Genomic DNA, 24,343 nt, shown 5'->3' on the forward strand with positions numbered 1-24,343 from the left:
CCCCGCCTCTTCCTTTCGGGAGGGGCGGGGTTTTTCGTTGTTCAGCGGGCGGCAGTCAGTGCCTAGAAAGCAGCAGTGACGTCACCGTTGGGCCAGGTTTCCTCGATGAAGGAAGAGACCTCGGGGGAGTGGAGCAGCTCTTCGAGCTGGTCGATGCGGGCGTCCTTGTTGCCGGTCTTCCAGGCCAGGAAGTTGGCGTACGGGTTCTCTTCGACGGATTCCACCAGCAGGGCGTCGTCGGTGCTCAGGCCGGCGGCCAGGATGTAGTTGCCGTTCAGAATGGCCAGGTCCACGGTGGGATCGCTGAGGTCATTGACCAGCAGTTCCGGCTGGTTCTCAACGAAGTCCAGTCCCTTGGGGTTCTGCTCGTCCGTCAGGGCCAGCACCGAAGCGTCGTCTTCAACGTTCTCCAGCAGGCCGGCTTCTTCCAGCAGCGTCAGCGCGCGGGCCTGGTTCGAAGGGTCGTTGGTGATGGCCACGCGGGCGCCGTCGCCGACGGCGGAGATGTCCTCATGCTTTTCGGAGAAGACGGCGTACGGCTCCACATGGACGCCGGCGCCGTGCTCAAAGTCGTAGCCCTGGGACTCGACCTGGGACTCGAAGTACGGCAGGTGCTGGTAGTAGTTCGCGTCCAGCGAGCCGTCATCCAGGGCGATGTTCGGAGTGACGTAGTCGTCGAATTCCTTGATTTCCAGCTCGAGGCCGGCATCGGCCGCCAGATTGTCGGCGACGTACTGGAGGATCTGCGCGTGCGGCAGCGGGCTGGCACCCACCGTCAGGGTTACCGGGTTTGCCGGATCCAGACTGTCAACGGATTCGCTGGAGGTGTCGGAGCCTCCGCAGGCGGATAGCGCCAGGGCAGCGGCCACACCGGTGGCAACGAGAGTCAGTGATTTACGCATCGGGTGCGTTCCTTTCAGGGAACCCGGGCCGGAAGACATCCAACCCGGACAGTGGGCAGCTAGCGGCTACTGGCTGCAGATTCCGGTCCGGACCGCGGCCGGCAAGGCAGCGGACGGCGGGAAAAACTTCAATGGTCAGCGGCGGATGTCCGCTGTGTCCGGGACGCTGCGGCCGGGGACGTGGTCCGGGCCGGCGGGCGGCGCGACAACGCTGACATCGAGGGCAGCGGCACCGGGGGCGCCGGCGGCAGCGGTCCGGCGGCGGCGCCTGGCACCGCCGTCGGCCGAGCGGTGATCCACGCGGCGGGCCACCATGTCGCCGGCAATCTGGATGACCTGGACAATGGCCACGATCACGATGATGGTGACGATCATGACGCCGCTGTCGAAGCGCTGGACACCGTAGTTGTAGGCCAGCCGGCCCAGCCCGCCGCCGCCCACGATGCCGGCCATGGCGGAGTAGCCCACCAGGGTGACCATCGTGGTGGTCAGCGCGGCAACCAGTCCCGGCATCGCTTCCGGAAGCAGGACCTTGGAGACGATCTGCATCTTCGTGGACCCCATGACCAGGGCGGCATCGATTTTGCCGCCTGACACATCACGCAGCGCGGTTTCCACCAGCCGGGCGAAGAAGGGGATGGTGCCGATGCTCAGGGCCACGCAGGCGGCGATCGGTCCGATGGAGGTGCCGGTGATGATGCGGGCCAGCGGGATCAGCGTCACCATCAGGATGGCGAACGGAATGGAACGGGTGATGTTCACGATGACGCCGCTGACAATCCGGTTGGTGACGGGCAGCGGGCGCAGGCCTCCGGGTGCACTGGTGTGCAGGAAAATACCCAGCGGAAGGCCGATGAGCAGCGTGACAAGGCCGGAGATGCCCACCATCTGCAGGGTTTCCAGAATGGATTCCGGCAAAGCCTTGGTGATTCCGGGATTGTCCAAAAGTTCGGTCAGGAAGTTCATGCGGCCACCTCCACGGCAACGCCCTGGTCGGCGAGATAGTCGGTTACGGCGGTCATGTCCGTATGGACGTCGAGCTGGATGCGCAGTCGTCCGAAGCGCCTGCCTGCCAGGGTTTCAACGCTTCCCGCGAGGACGTTCACATCAGTGTCGAAGCGGCGGGTCAATGCCGAGAGCACCGGTTCCGTGGCGTTGCCGCCCGTGAGCAGCAGCTCCAGGACCGGTCCGGTGGGATCCCCGGGCAAAAGCGGAGTGGCGGGCAGCGGAATCAGCGCCTTGGCCAGCCGGCCGCCGAGGTTGGAAGCGACCTCGTTCAGCGGTCCGTGCTCGGCAACCCGCCCTGCTTCGAGCAGGGAGACGGAATCGCAGATGCGTTTCACGACGTTCATTTCATGGGTGATGATCAGAACCGTCAGTCCCAGCCGGTGCGAGAGGTCCGAGATCAGGTCCAGGATGTCATCGGTGGTGCCGGGGTCCAGGGCCGAGGTGGGCTCGTCGCACAGCAGGATGTCCGGATCAGAGGCCAGGGCGCGGGCAATGCCAACGCGCTGTTTCTGGCCGCCGGACAGTTGTGCGGGATAAGCACCCGCGAAGCTTTCCAGTCCCACCAGGCGCAGGAGATCGGACACCTTGTCCTGGATGACCTGCTTCTTGGCGCCGGCCAGCTCCAAAGGATGCGCGATGTTCGCTGCTGCCGTGCGGGAATCCATCAGGTTGGCGTGCTGGAAAACCATGCCGATGCGGCGCCGGGCGCTGCGGATTTCGGAGTCCTTGACCGCGGTCAGCTCCCGCCCGTCGATGGTGACCGAGCCCGACGTCGGACGGTCCAGCAGGGTGAGGCATCTCACCAGGGTGGACTTGCCGGCACCGGAATGCCCGATGATCCCGTGGATGGATCCCTTCGGCACGCTCAGGCTGACGCCGTCGAGCGCAGTGACGTCTCGGTCGCCCTGGCGGTAGACCTTGCGCAGGTCGGTAACTGTGATCATTGATCCTCGTGGTCTGTGTATTGGTGCTGGTCAGCGGGCGGTTGCCGGACGCGGAAAGTACCGGGCACGTCTGGGTGCCGGCCAACCGGGTGGTGTCTGCCAATCACGTGGCACAAGACGCCGGATCCCTGCGAGATGCCCTGCCACGGGGTCTCCGGGTCGCGCCTGGGGCGCCATCAGCGCCTAACACAGCTGTCAGTATCTCACGCAGGGGGCTGCTGTCTCGATTCGGGCGGACTATGTGAAGCATGCTTCCAATATGTTTCCTACCGTGACGCGATGTTGCTTCCGGACACATGGCTGTCCGGGAAGGCAGCCAGTTAGTTGCGCGCGGGCCAGGTGCCGTCCACCACGGCGGATGGATCCCTGCGCCGCAGGTACTCCTGGAAACTGGCTGCCTGTTCACGGGCCCAGTTGACCTGCGCCTCATGCAGCAGGGTGGCTTCACGGTGCAGGACGGGGAACTTGCCGGCCATGGCCCGGGCAACCCCGATCGTGGCCATGACATCCGCGGCTGAAGTGTGCGCGTTCTCGAAGCCGACGCCGTAGTGTTCCGTCAGCGCCGTCAACGTACGCTTTCCGCGGCGGTAACGGTCCACCTGCTTGTCCAGGATGTAGGGATCGATGACGGGGGCAGGGGCCGGCGGCGTCAGCCCGAACCGTTCACATTCCCGGTTCAGGACGGTGAAGTCATAGGAGGCATTGAACGCCAGGACCGGGATGCCCGCTGCGAAGAGGCTTCCCAGCACTCCGGCAATTTCAGCCGTCACCGCGGCTGCGGGCTGACCCTGTGCACGGGCGTGTTCGGTGCTGATGCCGTGGATGGCGGCAGCCTCGGCGGGAATGTCCTCCTCCACGGCGGCGAGCCACTCATGGTGCTTCAGGACTTCCCCCTGACCGTTGACCAGAATGATGGAAGCGGTGACGATGCGTGCGGTCTGCGGGTCGCGGCCGGTGGTCTCAAGATCAAAGGCCGCGTGGGGGAGTTCATGCCAGCTGTTCATGAAATAAACGTACCGTTGGGCACTGACAATCCAAGATTCCGGTACGGCGGGCGCTCGGCTTACGCTGGTCATATGCGCAATGACTACGTCGAAGCCGTGCGCTCGGTGGTTGAGCTGATACCGCCCGCGCATGTCCTCTCCTACGGGGATGTGGCCGAAATCCTCAGCCACGGCGGTCCGCGCCAGGTGGGTGCCGTCCTGTCCCGTCACGGAGCCGGCCTGCCCTGGTGGCGCGTGATCCGCGCCGGCGGTGAACCTCCCCGGTGCCACGGCCTGCGCGCCTGGGAGCATTACGCGGCCGAAGGTACCCCCGTGACGGGGACCCCGGACGACGACGGCGGCGGCTACCGGGTGCGGATCGGTGCAGCACGGTGGTTCCCTTCGGAAACGGATTGGGCCGTCTTCGAGGTCCTGCGCGCCGGGCTGGGCGGCATCGGGCCGGAAGTGTCGGCGGGACGTGATGAAGTAGAGGCATGAGCGTAAAACTGCATTTGGTGGGGCCCTCCGCGGCAACCGCACAGGCCCCGGAACTGACCCCGGACCAGCAGGCGGTCGTGGACCTGCCCGCCGGCAGCGGACCCGTCCTGGTGCTGGGCGCTCCCGGCACCGGCAAGTCCACGGTTCTGGTGGAAGCAGCCGTTGCCCGGATCAGCCGCGGACTCGATCCCGCGGGACTGCTCCTGCTGGCACCCACGCGCCTGGCCGCCGCGGCGCTGCGCGATGCGCTGTCCGCGAGGCTGCAGGGCACCCTGAGCACGTCTCCGGCCCGCACCTGGGCTTCCTACGCCTTTGATCTGATTCGGCGGGCCAAAGCCGAAGGCCGGTTGCCCTACATCACGCGGGCACCCAAGCTGCTGTCGGGCGCCGAACAGGACGTCATCATCAAGGAACTGCTGGAGGGGCACGGCCAGCAGGGGATCCCCGCCCTGCCGTGGCCTGAGTCCCTGGACCTGGCCCTGCCGACGCGGGGCTTTCGGCAGGAGATCCGGCAGCTGTTTGACCGCATCATCGAGTACGGCATCTCCTCGGAGCGGGTGGCGGATCTGGGCCGCCGGCACAACCGGCCGGACTGGGTGGCCGCGGCTGCCCTGTATGCGGAGTACCGTGACGTCCTGGATATCCGGATGCCGGAGGCCTTTGACCCGGCGGGCATCATCACCAGCGCGCTGCAGATACTGGAGAGTGATCCAGAGTTCCTGGCTGCCGAACGGGCCCGCTTCCAGCTCATCCTCGTGGACGACCTGCAGGAAGCAAACCCGGCCATCCACGCCCTGCTACGACTGCTCGCCGGAGGCGGGGACGCCGTGGTCACCGCGTGCCCCGACACCGTTGTGCAGGGCTTCCGCGGAGCCCGCCCCGACCTGCTGGGTCAACTCTCCGACACCTTGGGCGAAGGGCTGCAGACGTTTGTGCTGTCCGGGCAGCACCGGCTTACCGGTTCCATTGCCACAGCCTGGCTCCGGACGGCCTCGCGCATTTCGGTGGTTGGGCAGCTGCCCCGTTACCGGGCTGCTGTTCTTCCCGCCGCTGATCTTCCCGTTACCGGGCCGGAGGAACCGGCAGAGGATGCAGTTTCGGACGAGGTACCGGCTGACGCGTTGGTTTCCGGCCGGGCTGAGGCACACGTCGTCGATTCGCCCATGCATGAACTGCGCTACATAGCCCAGCGCATCCTCCAAGCACAGCTGCTGGACGGGCGGAGGCTCGAAGACATGGCCGTGATCGTCCGCACCGGCGGCCAGCTGGCCCGGATCCAGCGCTACCTCAGCGGACAGGGCATCGACGTCAAAGTGCCCGTTGCGGAAAAGGCGGTGCGGGATGAAGCCGCGGTGCGGCCGCTGCTGGACGCTTTCGCCGTCGTCCTGAATCCGGACCTGCTGACACCCGAATCGGCCGTTGCCCTGCTGACCTCGCGGATCGGCGGCGCCAGTTCGATTGAACTGCGCCGGCTGCGCCAGGCACTGCGGCGGGAAGAAGTCCGCAGCGGAGGCGGACGCACCAGCGATGTCCTGCTGGTGGAGGCGCTGCTGGACCCGCTGTCGCCCAGCGGCCTGGCGCTCGCAGGATTGTCGTGGGAAGCACGGGCAGCCCAGCGGCTGGCCGCCATGCTGCGCGCCGGGCGCACCGCGGCGGATCAGCCCGGTGCCACAGCCGAAACAGTGCTCTGGGCCCTGTGGTCAGCCTCGGGCTGGTCCAAAAAATGGGCTGAAGCGGCGCTCTCCGGAGGGGCCTCCGGGGCACGGGCCGACCGGGACCTGGATGCCATCATGGCGCTGTTCCAGACCGCTGAACGCTACGTTGACCAGTTGCCGGGCTCCACGCCGGCCCAGTTTCTCGACTACCTGACCAGCTCCGAACTGCCGATGGATACCCTGGCCGCCCGTGCCCAGCGCCGCGATGCCGTGGAACTGCTGACACCGGCCAGCGCTGCGGGACGGGAATGGCCCATGGTCATTGTTGCCGGCGTGCAGGACGGAGTCTGGCCCAATCTCCGGCTCCGCGGAGAATTGCTGGGCAGCGGAGACCTGGTGGCGGCTATAGAGCATGGTGACGGCTTTGCAAAGCACCGGAGCCCGCAAACGTTGATGCACGCCACCCGGCACGATGAGCTGCGCAGCTTTTCCACCGCCGTCTCGCGTGCCCGCGATCTGCTGATCTGCACAGCGGTGTCCTCGGACGATGAACAGCCCTCCCCGTTCCTGGACCTGGTGGAACCGTTGCCGCCCGAAGCGATGAAACGGGATCGCACCGAGGTCCTGCGTCCGCTCACCCTGCGCTCCCTGGTGGCGGAGCTGCGGGCCCATGCACAGCAGCGGGAGGAAAAACCGGAACTCGCCCGTGAAGCAGTCCATCATTTGGGCACCATGCTCAACCACCCCGTGCGCGTGCCCGGCGCTGCGCCGTCCGAGTGGTGGGGGCTGGCGCCCCTGTCCACGGAGGATCCGGTGATTCCCGAGGAAACTCCCATTCCGGTGTCGCCGTCCAAGGTTGACGCTGTGCTGAAATCCCCGCTGAGCTGGTTCGTTTCCGCTGCGGGCGGGGAGCAGGCCACCGACTTCGCCCGTTCCCTGGGCACTCTGGTGCATCAAATCGCCCAGGACCTGCCGGACGCCTCCGGCAGCGAATACGTCTCCGAACTCCAGCGGCGCTGGCCGGCGCTGGGCATGAAGGACAACTGGGAAGGCAAAGTGGATTTCAGGCGCGCCGAAACCATGGTGCGCAAACTCGCCGAGTACGTCATCAGGATGCGGCAGCAAGGCCGCTCCCTGGTGGACGTGGAACGGGACTTCGCCGCGGAAATCCCGGTGGAAATCCGCGGACAGGAGAGGACGGCCCTGCTGCGCGGGCAGATCGACAGGCTGGAGATCGACGCCGAGGGCAGGCTGTTCATCGTTGACTTGAAGACGGGAAAGTCAGCGCCCAAGAAGGATGAACTCGAAGGTCATCCGCAGCTTGCCGCCTATCAGGAGGCCGTCCGGGAAGGTGCCGTCGCCCGGGAAAAGCCTGAGGAAGGGGACGCCCCCGCGACGAAGCCTGCTGTGCCGTCGTCCCTGCCCGGCGGGGCGGCACTGGTTCAGCTGGGCACCACCAACAAGGGAGTGTCCGTGCAGGAGCAGGAACCGCTGGACCCCGAAGACACGCGGGCGCAGGACATGATCCGGACAGCCGCGGCATACATGTCCGATTCCAAGTTTGAGACCGTGCACGAACCCACGCGCAGCGGATTCGGCGGCCACGGCTGCCGTCTTCCGGAAATCTGCCCGCTCTGCCCCGAAGGAAAGCAGGTCACTGAATGAGTGCCGCCATGACCGAAGCCCTTCCCCCCGAGGTTCCCGGCACTCCGCGGTATTCCGCCCGTGAATTGGCCAAGCTGCTGCACACCGATCCCAACAGTGCGGTGCTGTATCCCACTGACGATCAGGTCGGCATCATCGAAGCGCCCCTGGAACCGTTGCTGGTCATTGCCGGCGCAGGGTCGGGCAAGACCAAAACCATGGCCGACCGGGTGGTGTGGCTGGTGGCCAACCAGCTGGTGCGCCCGGAACAGATCCTGGGCGTAACCTTTACCCGCAAGGCAGCCGGTGAACTGGAATCCCGCATCCGGCAGCGGCTGGACCTGCTGCACCGGGTCCTTTCGGTGGGCACTGCCGATCCGGGTCTGATTCCGCCGGGAACCGATCCCGACGAAAGCGCCGACGCCCGGCTGGATCCCACCGTTTCCACCTATCATTCCTACGCGAACGGCATCGTCAACGACTACGGTCTGCGCCTGGGCGTGGAACGGGATTCCGTGATGCTCGGCGGAGCCCAGTCCTGGCAGCTGGCCACCGAAGTGGTGGAGGCCTACACCGGAGAGTTTGAACATTTCACGGCCGCCAAGTCCACCCTGGTCAACGGCGTGCTGCAGATGGCCGGCGAATGCGCCGAACACCTGCAGACCCCCGGTGACGTTCGGGAGCACCTGGCGGCCCATCTCGCCGTCGTTTCCGGGCTGCCCTACCAGGCTGGTAAAACCAAGGCCGCAACCGCAGCGGTGCAGAAGCTGATGGACCGGCTGCGCACCCGCATCTCCGTTACGGAACTGGTCGAGAACTACCGCAGGGCCAAATCCGAGCGCCGGCAGCTGGACTTCGGTGACCTGGTGGAACTGGCGGCCAGGATCGCCGCCACCATCCCCGAGGCCGTTGAAATGGAGCGGGCAAAGTACAAGGTGGTCCTCCTTGATGAATTCCAGGACACCTCCCACGCCCAAATGGTGCTGTTTTCCCAACTGTTCGGCGACGGCCGTGCCGTGACAGCCGTGGGAGATCCGCATCAGTCCATCTACGGTTTCCGCGGCGCATCCGCCGGTCAGCTGGGTACGTTCCGTGACCAGTTCCCGCTATTCCTGCCCGACGGTTCCCGGGCACTGGCGCCGGTAGCTAATCTGTCGGTGGCGTGGCGCAACTCAACCTCCATCCTCGCCACCGCCAACGCCGTCTCGGCACCCCTGAACACCACCGCACCGTGGCTGAAACACCAGAGGCTGCCGCACGTTCCCGAACTGCAGGCCAAGCCGCGGGCACCGTTGGGCGAGGTCCATCTCGGGCGTTACCTGACGGACGTCTCCGTACCCGGGACCGGAGATGCTGAAGACATCCCGGGCGAAGCCGACGCCGTGGCCGAACAGATCCTGCTCCACCGCCGAGGGCGGTTCGAAAAGGACGACGCAGGCAAGGAGCTCCAGCCCACCATGGCCGTCCTGTGCCGCGGGCGCAAACAGTTCGGCCCCATCCGGGAGGCACTCGAAGCGCGCGGAATTCCAGTGCAGATCGTGGGCCTTGGCGGTCTGCTGTCCACGCCTGAAGTGGTGGATCTTCTGGCCGTCCTGCGTGTCCTGGGCGACCCCGGACGCTCGGACTCAATGCTGCGGATCCTGGCCGGAGCACGCTGGCGGATTGGTCCCGCAGACCTGATGGCACTGGCCGACTGGTCGCGGCACCTCGTCCGGGTCCGGGAGCGCGCTATGTCCGTGGCTGATGCAGCGGACGTCCACCGTCCCGATGAGGCGCCGGACGGCACCGAAACCGTGGTGGAAGCGGACATGGCGGAAGCCGGTTCCCTGGTGGAAGCCGTTGATGCGCTTCCGCGCCCGGATTGGGTATCCAACGCCGGCCGGTCCATTTCCGCGGAAGGGCTGCGCCGGCTGACCCTGCTGCGCGACGAACTGCGGGACCTGCGCAGCTATGTCGGCGAAGACCTCACCACTCTGATCGGCGAGGTTGAGCGCCGGATCCTGCTGGACATCGAAGTGGCAGCCAAGCCCGGCGTCACCATTCACGAGTCGCGGCGGAACCTGGATGCCTTCGTGGACGCAGCAGCCACCTTCAGTGCGTCGAGCGACAGGGTGGACCTCATGGCCTTCCTGGCGTGGCTGGAGGCTGCCAACGAGGAAGAAAACGGACTGCCTGTCACGCAGCTCGAAGCCAGCCGCGACGCCGTGCAGCTGCTGACCGTCCATGCTTCCAAGGGACTGGAATGGGACGTTGTGGTGGTTCCGGGATTGAACGAGGGCCAGTTCCCCAATGACCGTGATTCGCGCTGGAGCAGCGGGGAAGGCGCCATTCCCTGGCCCCTGCGGGGGGACGCCCCCGATCTTCCGCAGTGGGACTGGGAGCAGGAGGATCAGAAGGGCTGGGTGGACAGCGAGAAAGCCTTCAGCGAAGACGCGCGCGGACACGCGGAGCGTGAAGAACGCCGTCTGGCCTACGTTGCCTTTACCCGGGCCAAATATGTGTTGATCTGTACCTCCAGTGCGTGGGGAGGCGGGCGGTCCAAACCGACGGCGGTCTCCCGCTATCTCCAGGACCTGTACGACCTCGGAAAGGCCGGAGCTCCCGGATTCCATCTCCTGTCATGGGTGGACGAGGGGAACGAAGGGACCTCCAACCCGGCCAATGCCGACGTCCAGCGCCGGAGCTGGCCCGTCGATCCGCTGGGGGAGCGGCGCGCAGATATGCAGGCTGCTGCAGCGGCAGTCCTCGGCGCAGCGGCCCGGCAGTCGGGACGGGTGGGGCAGTCGGAGATCGACATCCTCACAGGCGCGGATGCCCTTCCGGAGGAGGAACCCCGGGAGTCGTCCGGCAGCGTGTTTGAACCCACTCGATGGGCAAAAGAGGTGGAGCTCGTCCTGGCCCGGCACCGCCCGCCCAACGAGGTGGTGGAAGTTGAACTGCCCGCCCACATTTCCGCCTCCCTGCTGGTGGATCTGAAAGACGATCCCCAGGAAGTCACCCGGCAGCTGCGGCGTCCCGTACCGCGGGAGCCGGGCATGGCGGCGCGCAAGGGAACGGCGTTCCATGCCTGGGTTGAGGAGTTCTTCGGGACCAGCGGCATGCTGGACATCGACGAGCACCCCGGCGCAGCCGACGCCTACGTGGACGAGGCTTATCAGCTCGAAGACATGATCGCCATTTTCGAGGCTTCGCCCTGGGCACGGCGTACTCCGGCCTTCATCGAAGTGCCGGTGGAAACCCGGGTGGACACGGTGGTGGTGCGCGGACGCATCGACGCCGTCTTCCAGGATGCCGACGGAACCTGGGACCTTATCGACTGGAAAACCGGAGCGCCGCCGTCCAAGGACAAGCTGGACATCCGCTCGGTCCAGTTGGCGGTGTACCGGCTGGCGTGGGCCCGACTGAAGCAGGTGCCGCTGGAGAAGGTCAACGCCGCGTTCTATTACGTGGCAGCCGACAAGCTCATTCGTCCCTTCAACCTGCTGGGGGAGAAGGAATTGGAGGACATCATCCGATCGGCGAATTCTTCGGACCGGAACTGATCCCGGACAACGGAGGTGCCGCCGCCCCGGTGAAGGGGCGGCGGCACTTCTGTTATTTAGTCGCCTTGTTTTGCCGGCGGCAAAAGCCTGCCTACGGCGTGGCCCGGCGAAGGGTTCCGTATGAACCCGCCGCCAGCACGACGCCGCCCAAGAGGAGCCAACCCGTCAGCGCGAGAGGCGTCAGCTGGACAAACCAGGCTCCCACCGCTGCCCAGGAGTCCGTCCAGGTGGCCGATGCCACGGCCCCCAGAAGAATCACGGCGAACCCTATAAGGGCGACCAGCAGGCCCGTGGTGCGCCACCGCTTGTAGACCGTGGCAAACCAGAAGCCGAACATAAACAGCAGCGTCGACAGTGCGAAGTAGAGCAGGATCTGCGTGTACCAGGCGGACTGCACTATCCAGGGAATCGCGAAGATGGCACCGTTCACTCCCCAACCGTTCGTCGCTTTTTCCACCAAGCCGAGGAGCCAGTAGAGCACACCGAGCCCGAGGGCCATGACGGCGAACAGGCCCAGGGTTCCAATGTAGAAGGAACGCCTGCTGACGCTCATGGCCTGCGAGAACGGGAAGGTGAGGGTCAGAGCCTGCACACCGATGCCGAGAAAATACCACATGACGGACTGGCCGGAGAGGGCCATCCTGGTGCCGCCGGTGTCCGGTATAACCGCCAGAATCGCCACTGCGATCAGCGTGGAGGAAACGAGGATGATCGCCGGGATGCCGAAATAAATCCATTTGTTGAGCAGCTGCATGCGAGCTACTGCCAGCGGCCGGTTCATCGCAGCACCTCCAGATCCTTGTTGTAGGTTTCGTCCGAAGAACCGGAGCTTTCATTCGCTTTGAGGGTGCGCCGGACAATCAGCTGCTGCAGTGAGACCGGTGCAAGTTCCAGTCCCAGCGTCCGCGCAAGCTTACGGTCGTCCGCGGTCAGCGTGCTGTCCACCGTCACCGAGGAAAGTGCCCCGAGCGAGTCCCTGTGCAGAATGGGCCGTTCACCTACAAACCGTTCCACCGCGGCGGCGGAACCGGCGACGGCGAAGGCCGAACCTGTGACGGCATCCACTTCGTCATCCATAACGATGCGGCCGTGGTCGATCACGATCACATGTTCGAGCAGGTTTGCCACTTCGTCGATTAGGTGGGACGAAAGGATGATGGTCCGGGGATGATCGGCGAAGTCAGTCAGCAACCTGTCGTAGAAGAGTTGGCGTGCCACGGCATCCAAACCCAGATAAGGCTCGTCAAAGAAAGTCAGTTCGGCGCGGGAAGCCAAGCCGATGATGACTCCTACGGCCGAGAGCTGTCCGCGTGAGAGCTTTTTGATCCGGTGCTTTTTCGGAGCGGGCAGCTGGAAGTCAGCCAACAACACCTCCGCCAGGTCTTTGTCCCAGTTGGGGAAGAAGAGGGCCGCTGCGTCGAGGGCGTTGCGGATGGTGAAGTCCTCAGGGTATTTCTGCGACTCACGGACAAAGCACATTCGGGACAGGACAGATTCATTCTCGAACGGGTGTGCACCAAAGATCCGGACGTCCCCGGAGCTGGCGAACGCCTGTGCGGTGAGGATGGACATCAACGTGGTTTTTCCGGCGCCGTTGCGGCCCAGCAGGCCATAAATGCGGTTGGCCGGCAGTGAAAGGGTCACGTTGTCCAATGCCGTCTCGTCTCCGTAACGGCGGGTGAGGTTGCGGGTTTCTACGACGTTCATGGTGCCGGGGTCCCTTCGTGTTCGGCGGCACTGCGGTGGATGAGTTCGGATAACTCGTCAATGCCGATACCCAGCTTTCGCGCTTCGTCGGCGACGGGTTGGATGTACTGGCGGTAGAACTGTTCACGTCGCTTGGCCAGGACGACGGCGCGGGATCCGGAGGCAACAAACATTCCGATGCCCCGCCGTTTGTACAGGAGGCCCTCGTCGACCAGCAGGTTGACGCCTTTGGCGGCGGTTGCCGGATTGATGCGGTAAAAGGCAGCGAATTCGTTGGTGGAGGGAACCTGGGCTTCCTCCGCAAGGACACCGTCCAATATGTCGGCCTCGATGCGCTCGGCTATCTGCACAAAGATGGGACGGCTTTCATCGAAAACGTTCACGGATGCGGCCTGAGGGTCATGCCTGCCTCGGTTTCACGGAGTGGGATCAGAAAGCGCCTGATCTGGTTACTTGGTTAGTTGGTGGTGTAACTAACCATAGAACCAGGATAGCCCGGTGGCAAGGGCTGAGTGACAGAATCCGGGCAGCAGAAAACCAGGAGGGTCGCAGAGAGCCCTCCTGGTGTGGGGTGTCAAGGGGTGCCGTGCGGCATCAAAGGGGCCAACGGATGCCGGACCGGGTTTGCCGCGCGCCAGGGGAAGGCGGATGCGGCCGCCTGTACCTACTTCTTCTTTATCGGTCCAAACTTCTTTTTCGCGGGACCGGAATTCTGCTGCTTTCCGTGTGAATCATCAGCTGCGGCCGGCTTTGCCGCTTCGGAACGTGCGGCGGAGGATGAATCCTCGTTCCGTGTTTTTCCGGACTCTGCCTCGGTCCCGCTGCTTGCGTCGAGGACGGTGACCTTCGACGAGGCGGTTTCTGATACGGAAGCACCCGCTGAAGGAGTACCGCTTGAAGAGACGCCCTGCGGAACGGCAACCGCGGAAATGGCCCCTGTGGCCGCCGCCGGCGGTTTGCCTGAATCCTGTGCGCCGTCTGTTTCGGATTTAGCAGGCATAGTCTCGATGGGCATGACCGTGACGCGTGAAGAGCCTGCGCTCACCGTACCGCTGACCGTGGGACCCTTGGCCGGAGCCGGATGGGAAGCGGGAAGCACAACGGCAGGTGCGGCGGCCTGGCTGGCTGCCGCGGCATCGGCTGCCGCGGCTTTTTCCGCAGCGGCGGCCTTGTAGGCTGCGGCGCTTTCCGCCGCAAGGGCTTCGGCGTCGTCCTGCTCGGCCTTTTCCGCGGCTTCCTGCTCCAGAATGTCCGCTTCAAGGGTGGCGAGCATTTCCTCGGCCTCGGCAACCATTCCCGGGTTTTCGGCTGCCACACCGCGTACCAGCCACTGAGCGAGTGCGAACTCCGCGGAGAGGGCCGCCCGGCGGATCAGATGAGGATCAGGCGCTTCCGGACGTGCGGCGTTGTAAGCAGCATGCACGGCGTCGGTAAAGGTGGGATCGTTGGCGGCGATCAGCCAGGCAAAGTCGTCTGCCGGGTCGCCGATGCGAAGGTCCGTCCAGCCCGTGACGGCGCTGATGCGGCCGTTGGAAACCAGCAGATTGTCTTCGTGCAGGTCACCGTGAACCACTGAAGGGTTGAAACGCCACAGGGTGACGTCCTCAAGGGCGTGTTCCCAGCGGCGCAGCAGCACCGGGGGGATTTTGCCCGTGGTGGCGGCCTGGTCCAGTTCGTTGAGTTTGCGCTGCCGGAACTCGTTTGCCGAATAGCTGGGCAGGTCGGCGTCATTCACCAGGTCATGCGGCAGGCTGTGGATGGCGGCCATGGCACGCCCCACCTCGCGGGGCAGCGGCCCGCCTTCGGCTACGAGTGAATCAATGTCCCGGGTGGAACCGGGCAGATGCGAGTAGACAAAAGTGCAGAGGTCACCCTGCCGTACGGTGCCGGCCACGTAAGGCAGGGCAAACGGGAGCTCTGCCCGCACCGCCGGCACGAAGGCCCGCAGTACCAGGAGCTCTGTTTCCAGCCGCATGCTGGCATCGATGTGCTTGGGCGAACGTACCCGCCACTGCTTTCCGGCTTCGTCGACAAGGACGGCGGAGTCGAAGTCCGCGGCGTCGTCGGGGGAGCCTGCGACGCCGGTGGGGGCCAGCCCGGGGACGGCGGCGCTGGCCATTGCTGCCAATTCCATGGGGGTGCGTTTCACATCTTCAACCGTAGAGGCAGATGTGGTGCGAATAACCATAAGCTCACGGCGAGTCGCCGGATGCGTGAGCAATAACTCAGCCGGGCGGGTAGTCCGGGGGCGAACTACAGGTTGGGGGGTGCAAGTCAGTACGGTAGGAACATGAGCAGCTCAGCACCGGTAGCAGTTGTACCCCCTTTAGGATTATTGCCGCTGGCCCGCACAGCAGTGGACCGCGGTTCGGACCGCCGTGTCGCCGCGGACCTCTTTGAACAGATCCGCACAAATCCCGCCACCCGCGTCATGTACATGGCCGGGGGCAAGGCCCTGATCAACAGCACCGAGGTGGTGCTCGCCCCGGTCGCGGAGACCGGATTTGGGGACGTGCCCATCTACCTTGGCCGCACTCTGGCGGACGCGCAGGAGCCGGCAGGCACCGACGTCGTACTGGTGACTTTGGCTCAGGAAGATCCGCTGCTGGAGATCGACGGCGCCCGCTGGGCATCGCTGCGCGAAGTCGCCGTCCTCCTGGGTGAGCTGGACGCCGCCCTTTTCGTGGAGGCAGCTGCCGTCTCCAACTGGCATGCCGCCCACACTCACTGCCCGCGCTGCGGTGCCGCCACCGTTCCCGAGCAGGGCGGCTGGGTCCGCCGCTGCCCGCAGGACAACAGCCAGCATTTCCCCCGCACGGATCCGGCGATCATCGTGGCCATCACCGACCCGCAGGACCGCATCCTGCTCGGCTCGGCTGCCGCATGGAAGGGCAACCGCTACTCCACATTGGCCGGGTTCGTGGAGCCGGGAGAGTCCCTGGAAGCGGCCGTCATCCGTGAGGTGGCCGAAGAGTCCGGGGTGACCGTCCACTCTCCGCAGTATTTGGGTTCACAGCCCTGGCCCTTCCCCTGCTCCCTGATGCTGGGGTTCACCGCCCGCACCGAGGACACCGCCACGACACCCGACGGCGTTGAGATTTCAGACGTGCGCTGGTTCACCAGGGAAGAACTGGGAGAGGCAGTAGCCAGCGGTGAAATTACGATTGCCAGCGGGATCTCCATTGCACGGAATCTGATTGAACGCTGGTACGGAGGACCGATCACAGAACCGGAGGTCGAGGCGCAGGCATGAGCGGCGACACCGTTGAAGCCCGAATCCTCGCCGGACTGGATGATGAACAGCGTGAAGTGGCCACCTCCCTGACCGGCCCGCTGTGTGTCCTCGCGGGTGCCGGTACCGGTAAGACCCGCGCCATTACCCACCGCATGGCTTACGGGGTGCACACCGGCGTGTACAAGCCCCAGCGTGTCCTGGCCGTGACGTTCACCGCCCGCGCAGCGGCTGAGATGCGTACCCGCCTGCGGGACCTGGGGGCCGGCGGAGTGCAGGCCAAGACCTTCCACGCCGCTGCCCTGAAGCAGCTGCAGTACTTCTGGCCGCAGACCGTCGGCGGCCAGCTCCCGGACCTGCTCAGCCACAAGGCCCAGTTCATTGCCGAAGCCGCCCGGCGCCTGAGGCTCTCCACCGACCGCGCCGCCATCCGGGACGTCGCCGCCGAGATCGAATGGGCCAAGGTGTCCATGCTGACGCCGGAAAGCTATGTGTCCGCTGCCAAGGGACGTGAAGCTCCGGCAGGTTTTGACCTCATCACCATTTCCCGCATCTTCCAGGCCTATGAAGACGTCAAGGTGGACCGCAACGTCATCGACTTCGAGGACGTCCTGCTGATCACCGTGGGCATCCTGCAGGAGGACGAACGCGTGGCCGCCACCGTGCGGGACCAGTACCGCCACTTCGTGGTGGACGAGTACCAGGATGTGTCCCCTCTCCAGCAGCGGCTCCTGGACCTGTGGCTGGGCGGGCGTGACGAGCTGTGCGTGGTGGGCGACTCCAGCCAGACCATCTACTCGTTCACCGGCGCCACGTCCAAGCACCTGCTGGGTTTCCCGTCTCGGTTCCCCAACGCTCCCATCGTCAAACTGGTGCGGGACTACCGCTCCACGCCCCAAGTGGTGGGACTGGCCAACCGGATCCTTGCCGCCCGCACGGCGGAGGGGGAGCGCTCGCGGTTCGCTCCGCCGTGGCCCAAGCCGCTGGAACTGATCGCCCAGCGTCCGGCAGGTCCCGAGCCCACCTTTACGGAATGCGCCGACGACGACGCCGAAGCCGCCTCGGTGGCCGAACGTATCAAGGCGCTGATCAAGGACGGCGTGAAGCCCGCGGAAATCGCCATCCTTTTCCGCACCAACGGTCAGTCCCAGGCCTACGAGCAGGCGCTGGCCACCGCCGGCATCGGCTACCAGCTGCGCGGCGGGGAGCGGTTCTTCGCACGGCGCGAAGTGCGTGATGCCATGCTCCAACTGCGGGCAGCCTCGCGTTCGGTGGGCAACGAGCCGGTGCCCCAGCTGGTCCGGGACATCCTGGTGTCCCTGGGCTACAGTCCTGAGGCTCCGGCCGGCGGCGGCGCCGTGCGGGAAAAGTGGGAGTCACTGGCAGCCCTGGTGGCACTGGCCGATGAACTGCACGCCAACCGCACACAGGATCCCGATGCCATCTTCACGCTGATGGACTTTGTTGCAGAGCTCGACGAGCGTGCCGCCGCGCAGCATGCCCCCACGGTCCAGGGCGTTACGCTGGCCTCGCTGCACTCAGCCAAGGGCCTGGAATGGGATGCGGTGTTCCTGGTGGGGCTGAGCGAAGGGCTGATGCCAATCTCCTTCGCGGACACCCCCGAGGCAGTGGATGAAGAACGGCGTCTGCTCTATGTGGGCATCACCCGTGCCCGGGAACACCTGCATCTTTCCTGGTCCACTGCCCGCACCCCCGGCGGCCGTGCCAACCGCAAGCCGTCCCGGTTCCTGGACGGCCTGCGGCCGCAGACCCCCCGCGACCTGCAGCGCACTGTTACGCCCAAGGCTCCGGCACGGCGCAAATCCAGCGGCCCGGCCAAGTGCCGCGTTTGCGGAACCCTGCTCACCACCGGAGCCGAGCGGAAGGTGGGCCGCTGCGGCGAATGCCCGGTGACCTATGAAGAGAGCACCTTCGATGCCCTGCGGGAATGGCGCCGTGAAGCCGCGTCCGAGGCCGGGATTCCTGCCTTTGTGGTCTTTACGGACGCCACGCTGGTGGCCATAGCCGAGGACCGCCCGCCGTCGCTGAACCGGCTGGCAACCCTGCCCGGTGTCGGACCGTCCAAGCTGGAACGCTACGGAGAAGCCGTGCTGCGGGTGCTGGCGGACAACTAGCCGGCACGTCAGCGTCACGTCACAGGGGTTTGCAGTCTCCGGCGTCGGCGCGGAAACGCCTGCCGCTTCGGCCTCTTCGCGTTCCTGGTGCGCGGAAAGAGTATCGGGACGCTAGCCCTCGCCCGGGTTCGAGCCGCGGCCGCGTCCGTAGCCCTGCTCCTCTGCGGATTGCGGGTCTTCCAGCGGATGCCCGCCAGCCTGCGTGCGGGCGACGTCGGCACCGTACGGCGCGCGCGGACGCGGCGGGAGTTCGTCGATGAGCTCGTTCGCGGCATGGGCGAGGATGTCCCGCTGCAGCGGAGGAAGCGACAAAGAGCCGTTGATGTAGGCATCGACTTCGTACTCGCCCACAATGCCGCCGAGGCTGACGTACTGTATCCACACATCGGGCACGCACAGCCGGGCGTCGTCGAGCGCTTTCTTGAGCAACTGCCGCTGCTCCGGCTCAACTGCCTCGAAGACCATCTTCTGCCCCTAGCCGCGCTGTCGTTTACCAACGCTCTTGATGACGTGCTCTGAGACGCTGGGCAGGATATTCGCCGCTGCGTGACAGAACATCAAAGACTCCTCCCCACTAAGGAGTAACCCTTGACCTTAACCCTGTCCCGGGTGCCGGGCCACAGGGACTTACGGATACTCGTGGTCGTAGATCTTCGTGGTGCTTTGGCCTGCGCCGGGTCCCGTGCGACGGGCCCATTCCCCGCACAGCGCGCTGTACCACTCGAGCGCGAAGGCAGATGGATGATCGGAATCCAACTGGTGAAAAACCCGGTCCGTCAGGGCCTGCAGAGTGCGCTGGGGAAGGGCTGCCAGAGCCTCGGTGTCCAGTGGATCCGTCGGCAGGTCCATCCACGACAGCGCAGAGGGACGGTGGGCGGGGAATAGCTCGTGATGCACCCGGTGTGCCCGCGGGGCCGTTTTCGGTGCTGGGCATTGGGGCAGAAGATCCGGGCATTTGACCACGACTTCGGACTTGCCGAAGCCGGTGCCGCTGCGCAGAAGGGAAACAGCTTCCCGTTCGATGTGCCGTGCCCGTGTCAGGTCAACCGTGATCCGGTTTCCGTGGAGAAGGGCAGCGGCTTTGTGAACGATGGGAGGCAGGGCCTGGCAACTTTCGGCCGTCAGGCAGCCCGATACTTGCAGGACCGCCTCGGCGGGATCGGCATCAAGCTGGACGAGGACATGCAGTTTATGTTCCACGGGTCTCCAAAAGAAGAGTTCCTGGGCGCACTGCTGAGCCTCTGCTTTAAGCGTAGAAGGCCGACCTTGGCGGGAGCAAATCGGGAGGAACGGACGGCTGCGTCAGGAATCGAAGTGCGTCCGTGGCGCTCTTTCGCCCACTGAGGCCACCAAAAGAGCCGCCAGGTCCCGGAGCTTTATGTTGCGGCGGCTGCAGGCGGACCGCAGGATGGTGAAGGCTTCGTCCTGGCCGCAGCGGTTCTGTCCCATCACGATTCCCATTGCCAGATCGATGGTGGTGCGGGACTCCATGGCCGCCCTCAGGTCCGAGGACTGCTCCTCCCTTGACGCCAGGCGTGCGGCGATGCGGAGCGGCTTGAGGATCCGGCGGCCGTACGCCTCGGCGCGGGAAACGGCGTCGGCATCGAACCTGTTTGGCCGGGCCGAGTACAGCGTGAGCCCGGCACGTCCTTCGGTGTCGAGATTCAGGGGAACGAAGATCAGGGAGCGCACGCCAAGCTGCTGCCCGATGTCGGCGTAGGCACCGCCGGCGGGGTCGTTCCAAAGGTCGGATATGTGCACGGTGGACTCTTGGCTCACGGCTGCTTTCGCCGGTCCCCGGCGAAAGGCATACTCCAGCTTTTCGACGGACGGGGGCGGCTCGCTGCTGAACCCCATGCAGACGGGCTTGCGGTCCCGGAGCAGGGCTATGGCGGTGAGTATCGGGTCGGTGTCCGTCGAAAAAGTCTCTGACGTGAGGACGGCCAGCCGATGCAGGAATTCCGGGACGGTGCAGCTCGAGAGAATGACGTCTTCCAGCCGGTCCAGCAAGAAGCTGTCCAGGGTCTCGGGTGATCCGGCATGGCTCTCGAATGCATGCCTGACCTCTGTATGCATCCCCTGCATCTGTTTCATTTGGTGGTCCTCTCCACCCCTACTGCCGTTACCAAGTGTGCTTATTAGTTGCATGCCGGTTCAGATGTCAGTCACTGGCCCGGCCCGGTGTCGGCATCAGAGGCGCAACTGTCGGGCCTGACAAAGGCGAATAGTGTTTTTCATAAGCAGGAACTTCAGTTCAAGGCAACGCCGGATAAGCCGGATGCCGTCTACGCACGAAAGCTTCAGGAAGTGCTCGGCGGACAGCACGGTGAAATTACCGTAGTAATGCAGCACGGCTTCCAGTCCTGGAATTCGCACCTGTCCGGCAAGCACCGACATCTATTTTACGGGATTGCGGCTGAGGAGACGGGGCATGTGGAGATGCTCGCCGTCATGATCGCCCAGCTGCCCGAAAAGGTGGCCGGAGCCGGTGCCCGCCCGGTGTGGTCAGCAACGACGTCGAATAAGCGCTAGGACGCCTGCGCCGGAGTGTTTTTCCGTTGCAGCCGGCAGCCGCACTTCGGGTGGAACGCAAGTCTTTTCAGGCCGGCATATCCGTCGGCCGCCCGCAGCGAAAGCACAGCGGACCAAGTCACCGGTTGCACCACGCCGTCCAGAAAGGACAGCACCTGGGCAGCAGCGGTACCGGCGGCAGAGACGGCTCCGGCTGTTTCCTCGCCGGCGGGCCTGGCCTCCACCTGCTGCCGCCCCAAGGCCTCCGATGCGTCGTGCCACGTGCTGTCGCCGTCGATGAGCTGCAGCTCGAGACATTCCAGGCACGGTGTCAGCCCCGGAACCACCAGCGGCCCGACGTCTATGCCCGCCTCATGGACAGTCACGCTCAGGAGGGGGTGTTCCCGCGTTGGCAGGCCCGTCTGGCGTCCGGCAATGGGTGGGCCGCCGACCACGACCGCCAGGTCCAGGTTCCCCGCCCGCAGACTTTGCTCCGGGCTGGTGGTGGGAAGAACCTGCACGGTGGGATCCAACCGGTAAATGTGCCGTTTCACTGCCTGCGCACGTCCCATTCCCAAATCAGTGAGGGGATAGGCGGCGCCCACATCGGAGGGCAGCACCACTCCGGGGTCGCTCAGGACCAGGGTGCCGACGCCGGCGCCGGCCAGAGTGCGGGCAAGAAGGGCGCCGGTGCGGCTTAGCCCGCTGACCTCCACCACTGCACGGGCACGGGAACGGGCACACGCGCCTGCATTCATCCGATACGACGCCGACAAATGGTCCAGATCCCCGGCCAGCCGTTCGAGGCGCAGCGCCGGAACAGCCTGCCCGGGCGGCTCCGCCGTATCGGCATACGACACAAGTACGGGGGAGAGGGCGGAGACCAGGGCGCGGGCACGCTGTGCCGGGACGGAGCACTGCCGGGCGGCTGCAGTCTCCGCACCGTCCGGGACTCCGGCGCGGAGAACCGCCAAAAACTCCACATCACCCGCCTGCAGCCCGCGGACCACCAGAGCATCCGGCCCCAGCCCGAATTGGCGGGCTGTCAGCGAGAGCACCAGGACATGAATTCCGGGGTTGATCCGCATGGAAACCTCCAAAGGGGACATCCGCTCGGCAGCGGGCGGGATGGGCCTGCTGAGCCATCTTGGCATGCGGTTGGAAAGAGGGAGCGGTTATCCACAGGTGCGCGTGCACACCGGTGCCTCGCCTAGGGTTAAGACATGCCTTCAGGAGATTTACCCCGCTCAGCACAACGCCGGCTCCGCTCCGGCGGGACAGCCGTGCCGTCGGTAACCAGCACCGGCATCCCCATTGAAGTGCGGCGCTCAGCCAAGCGCAGGCGTACGGTGAACGCCGCCTTCCGGGACGGAAAAGCGGTCATTTCGATCCCCGGCCACTTCACTACGGCGCAGGAAGCGGAGTGGGTCCAGCGCATGGTGATGCGCCTTGAGCAGCGCACGGCTCCGGCACAGCTGCCCGATCCGCAGGCCCGTGCCAATGAGCTTGCCGAGCGTGCGGCCCAATTGTCACAGCGGTATCTGGGCGGGGCTGCCCGGCCGGTGTCGGTGCGGTGGGTCAGCAACCAGAATTCCCGGTGGGGCTCCGCCACCCCGGCCCGGGGAACCATTCGGCTTTCCGACAAGCTGCAGGGAATGCCCGGGTGGGTGGTGGATTATGTGCTGCTGCACGAATTGGCGCACCTGATTGAGGCTTCCCATTCAGCCGCGTTTTGGCAGCTGCTGGAGGCTTATCCGCAAACCGAAACTGCCAAGGCGTACCTTCAGGGGGCGGCCTTTGCCTCCGCGCGGGGGCTTGACGGCGCCATGCAGGAGGACCAGGGCGCCGAAGAGCCGGGCGACTAGCTTTCGCCCGCCGCCCGGCTCTTCAATTCGTGCCTGTCAGGGCCGGTCAGGGCTTGGGCGCTTCGCCCTCGTCCGAACCGTTTCCTTCTTCACCGTTTACGGGTCCCTCGTCCGCGCCGTCATCCGGTGTTTCATCCGAGCCGGCGGGATCTTCAGCGGGCGTGTCAAAACCGCCGTCGAGCAGGCGCTGCAGAGCGGCGTCCACGTCGGAATCCGAGGCCTCGAGCAGCTCACGGCGCTTGCTGAAGCCCTGCGGGTCATCCAGGTCCTTGGACGTGGGAATGAGATCCGGGTGTTCCCAGACAGCGTCGCGGCCTTCGATACCGCGCTCTTCACGCAGCTGGGACCACAGGGCGGCGGCGTCACGAAGACGGCGCGGCCGCAGTTCAAGGCCAACGAGCGAGGAGAAGGTGTGCTCTGCCGGACCGCCGCTGGCACGGCGCCGCCGGATCATCTCACGCAGGGCACCGGCGGAGGGCAGGTTGACCGTGGCAGCTGCGGTGACCTCGTCAACCCAGCCTTCCACCAGTGCCAGGGCCGTTTCCAGGCGTTCCAGTGCCGCTGCCTGCGCGGGCGTCTGCTCGGGTTGGAAGACTCCGCCGGAGAGGGCTTCCTGGATGGACTCCGGGTTGGACGGGTCCAGGTCCCGGGCCACTTCCTCAATCTTGGACATGTCGATGTGGATGCCGCGTGCATAGCTTTCGATGGCACCGAAGAGGTGGGCACCCAGCCATGGAGCGTGGGTGAAAAGCCGGGCGTGGGCCGCTTCGCGGACCGCCAGGTACAGCCGGATTTCGGTCTCGGGAACGTCCAGGCCTTCACCGAATTTGGTCACGTTGGCCGGCAGCAGCGCCATGGTTCCGGCAGCCAGCGGAAGACCGATATCGGTGGAGCTGACAACCTCCTTGGAAAGCGCGCCAATGGCCTGGCCAAGCTGGATTCCGAACATGGCCCCGCCCATATTGGCGAGCATCGAGGAGGCCCCACCCATCATGACCTTCATTTCCTCGGGCATTTGAGTGGTGATGGCGTTGGAGAGGGCCTGCGAAATGCTGACCGCCACCGGCTCCGTCAGGCGCTTCCAGGAGTCCATGGTGGCTTCCACCCACTCGGCCCGGCTCCAGGCCTGTCCCAGCGTGGACGTGGAAGCAAAATCCGTCACCGGATCCAGCCAAAGCTGGGCGAGGTGCAGGGCTTCGTCGACTTCGCGGCGCTGCGCAGCCGACACGGAGGGATCGCTGTCTGCCGCAGCAACACGGCGGGCGTTGTCCTTGGCAAGCTGCCAGTTGACCGGGCCGTCGGAAGGAGCGCTGAACATTGCCTGGACCTGCTGGAAGATCATGGCCATGGCATTGGGGTCAGAGGGAAGCCCGGCTGCCTTTGCCAGCTCGGACGGATCCATGCCGCCGGCACCCGCGCCGCCGAAGAGCTTGGCAAGCATCTCGGAAAGCGGATCCTGGGGCGTATCCCCGGAGTCGGAAGGGTTGGAGCTCATGGATACCACCGGTCCTGTGGAAGATTGAAGTGCATTGCAAGGTGCAGAATTGTCAGCCGGCCAGCGGCCGGCAACTGCCCCGAACCATGGACCGCCGAACAGCGACCATGGTTTCCTTACGTTACCGGCATGCCCGTATGCCTGTCCCGCGTTCACCCGATTCGTTCGCTGTTGGCAAAGCGCCTGGGCGTGGATGCCTGCAGGGCAGAGCACGCGGGCGTA

General features: G+C 65.4%; 18 protein-coding genes and 2 pseudogenes. 7 read left to right on the forward strand and 13 right to left on the reverse strand.

The annotated features are described in order from the left end of the window. Positions 1 to 62 precede the first annotated feature (62 nt). The 4 genes and pseudogenes from CXQ89_RS05420 to CXQ89_RS05435 form a co-directional block, all read right to left on the reverse strand. Positions 63 to 902, reverse strand: coding sequence for a MetQ/NlpA family ABC transporter substrate-binding protein (locus tag CXQ89_RS05420; RefSeq protein ID WP_104160505.1), 840 nt, complete (start codon positions 900 to 902; stop codon positions 63 to 65). A gap of 288 nt (positions 903 to 1,190) precedes the next feature. Then, positions 1,191 to 1,868, reverse strand: a pseudogene (locus tag CXQ89_RS05425) (methionine ABC transporter permease); the annotation flags it as partial. Further along, positions 1,865 to 2,854 (reverse strand): methionine ABC transporter ATP-binding protein, encoded by a 990-nt coding sequence (locus tag CXQ89_RS05430; protein WP_104052591.1) that lies wholly within the window; start codon positions 2,852 to 2,854, stop codon positions 1,865 to 1,867. The pseudogene CXQ89_RS05425 and the gene CXQ89_RS05430, both read right to left, overlap by 4 nt. Before the next feature lie 320 nt (positions 2,855 to 3,174). Then, positions 3,175 to 3,858 (reverse strand): 3'-5' exonuclease, encoded by a 684-nt coding sequence (locus CXQ89_RS05435; RefSeq protein WP_104160507.1) that lies wholly within the window; start codon positions 3,856 to 3,858, stop codon positions 3,175 to 3,177. Positions 3,859 to 3,930: 72 nt separating this feature from the next. On the opposite strand from CXQ89_RS05435, the gene CXQ89_RS05440 reads away from it, so the two are divergent. Genes CXQ89_RS05440 through CXQ89_RS05450 form a run of 3 tightly spaced genes read left to right on the forward strand, consistent with a single transcriptional unit; the run spans position 3,931 to position 11,176 of the window. Next, the gene (locus CXQ89_RS05440) at positions 3,931 to 4,335 is read left to right on the forward strand and encodes an MGMT family protein (protein WP_104101428.1); all 405 of its coding nucleotides are present in this window, start codon (positions 3,931 to 3,933) and stop codon (positions 4,333 to 4,335) included. Then, positions 4,332 to 7,655, forward strand: coding sequence for an ATP-dependent DNA helicase (locus tag CXQ89_RS05445; RefSeq protein WP_104160508.1), 3,324 nt, complete (start codon positions 4,332 to 4,334; stop codon positions 7,653 to 7,655). The genes CXQ89_RS05440 and CXQ89_RS05445 overlap by 4 nt, the downstream gene beginning before the upstream one ends. Next, on the forward strand, positions 7,652 to 11,176 hold the full coding sequence (locus tag CXQ89_RS05450; RefSeq protein WP_258059880.1) for an ATP-dependent DNA helicase: 3,525 nt from the start codon (positions 7,652 to 7,654) through the stop codon (positions 11,174 to 11,176). The genes CXQ89_RS05445 and CXQ89_RS05450 overlap by 4 nt, the downstream gene beginning before the upstream one ends. 91 nt (positions 11,177 to 11,267) lie before the next feature. On the opposite strand, the gene CXQ89_RS05455 is transcribed toward CXQ89_RS05450, so the two are convergent. From CXQ89_RS05455 to CXQ89_RS19050, 4 genes are all read right to left on the reverse strand, one after another. Continuing rightward, positions 11,268 to 11,957 (reverse strand): hypothetical protein, encoded by a 690-nt coding sequence (locus tag CXQ89_RS05455; protein ID WP_104052587.1) that lies wholly within the window; start codon positions 11,955 to 11,957, stop codon positions 11,268 to 11,270. After that, entirely contained in the window at positions 11,954 to 12,883 is a 930-nt protein-coding gene (locus CXQ89_RS05460; protein WP_104160509.1) for an ABC transporter ATP-binding protein, read from the reverse strand. Before CXQ89_RS05460 ends, CXQ89_RS05455 begins: the two co-directional genes overlap by 4 nt. After that, positions 12,880 to 13,266 carry a GntR family transcriptional regulator gene (locus tag CXQ89_RS05465; protein WP_104052585.1) on the reverse strand — a complete coding sequence of 129 codons (387 nt, stop codon included), beginning with the start codon at positions 13,264 to 13,266 and terminating at the stop codon, positions 12,880 to 12,882. Before CXQ89_RS05465 ends, CXQ89_RS05460 begins: the two co-directional genes overlap by 4 nt. A 281-nt stretch (positions 13,267 to 13,547) precedes the next feature. Beyond that, positions 13,548 to 15,032: a macrolide 2'-phosphotransferase gene (locus CXQ89_RS19050; RefSeq protein ID WP_104160510.1), complete on the reverse strand. Its 1,485-nt coding sequence runs from the start codon at positions 15,030 to 15,032 to the stop codon at positions 13,548 to 13,550. 141 nt (positions 15,033 to 15,173) lie between these two features. Here CXQ89_RS19050 and nudC point away from each other — a divergent pair, with 141 nt between their 5' ends. Both nudC and CXQ89_RS05480 read left to right on the forward strand, forming a co-directional pair. After that, on the forward strand, positions 15,174 to 16,136 hold the full coding sequence (gene nudC / locus CXQ89_RS05475; RefSeq protein WP_104160511.1) for an NAD(+) diphosphatase: 963 nt from the start codon (positions 15,174 to 15,176) through the stop codon (positions 16,134 to 16,136). After that, on the forward strand, positions 16,133 to 18,250 hold the full coding sequence (locus CXQ89_RS05480) for an ATP-dependent DNA helicase UvrD2 (protein ID WP_104160512.1): 2,118 nt from the start codon (positions 16,133 to 16,135) through the stop codon (positions 18,248 to 18,250). Before nudC ends, CXQ89_RS05480 begins: the two co-directional genes overlap by 4 nt. A gap of 111 nt (positions 18,251 to 18,361) precedes the next feature. Here the strand turns inward: CXQ89_RS05480 and CXQ89_RS05485 are convergent, their stop codons facing one another. The 3 genes from CXQ89_RS05485 to CXQ89_RS05495 form a co-directional block, all read right to left on the reverse strand. After that, positions 18,362 to 18,715: a hypothetical protein gene (locus CXQ89_RS05485; protein ID WP_104160513.1), complete on the reverse strand. Its 354-nt coding sequence runs from the start codon at positions 18,713 to 18,715 to the stop codon at positions 18,362 to 18,364. 162 nt (positions 18,716 to 18,877) lie between these two features. Then, the gene (locus CXQ89_RS05490) at positions 18,878 to 19,450 is read right to left on the reverse strand and encodes a hypothetical protein (RefSeq protein ID WP_104160514.1); all 573 of its coding nucleotides are present in this window, start codon (positions 19,448 to 19,450) and stop codon (positions 18,878 to 18,880) included. A gap of 102 nt (positions 19,451 to 19,552) precedes the next feature. Further along, a complete protein-coding gene (locus CXQ89_RS05495) occupies positions 19,553 to 20,344 on the reverse strand; it encodes a GAF and ANTAR domain-containing protein (protein ID WP_181032230.1) in 792 nt (263 codons plus the stop codon). A 117-nt stretch (positions 20,345 to 20,461) separates the two neighbouring features. Here CXQ89_RS05495 and CXQ89_RS05500 point away from each other — a divergent pair. Then, positions 20,462 to 20,752: pseudogene (locus CXQ89_RS05500) on the forward strand (manganese catalase family protein); the annotation flags it as partial. Between the two features lie 26 nt (positions 20,753 to 20,778). On the opposite strand, the gene CXQ89_RS05505 reads toward CXQ89_RS05500, so the two are convergent. Beyond that, entirely contained in the window at positions 20,779 to 21,849 is a 1,071-nt protein-coding gene (locus CXQ89_RS05505; RefSeq protein WP_104160516.1) for a ThiF family adenylyltransferase, read from the reverse strand. Between the two features lie 135 nt (positions 21,850 to 21,984). Here CXQ89_RS05505 and CXQ89_RS05510 point away from each other — a divergent pair, with 135 nt between their 5' ends. Further along, entirely contained in the window at positions 21,985 to 22,626 is a 642-nt protein-coding gene (locus tag CXQ89_RS05510; protein WP_104160517.1) for a M48 family metallopeptidase, read from the forward strand. A 46-nt stretch (positions 22,627 to 22,672) separates the two neighbouring features. Here the strand turns inward: CXQ89_RS05510 and CXQ89_RS05515 are convergent, their stop codons facing one another. Beyond that, positions 22,673 to 24,121 (reverse strand): zinc-dependent metalloprotease, encoded by a 1,449-nt coding sequence (locus CXQ89_RS05515; protein ID WP_181032231.1) that lies wholly within the window; start codon positions 24,119 to 24,121, stop codon positions 22,673 to 22,675. Positions 24,122 to 24,343: the final 222 nt, after the last annotated feature.

Source organism: Arthrobacter sp. ZGTC212 (genome assembly GCF_002929255.1).
GTDB lineage: Bacteria > Actinomycetota > Actinomycetes > Actinomycetales > Micrococcaceae > Arthrobacter_B > Arthrobacter_B sunyaminii.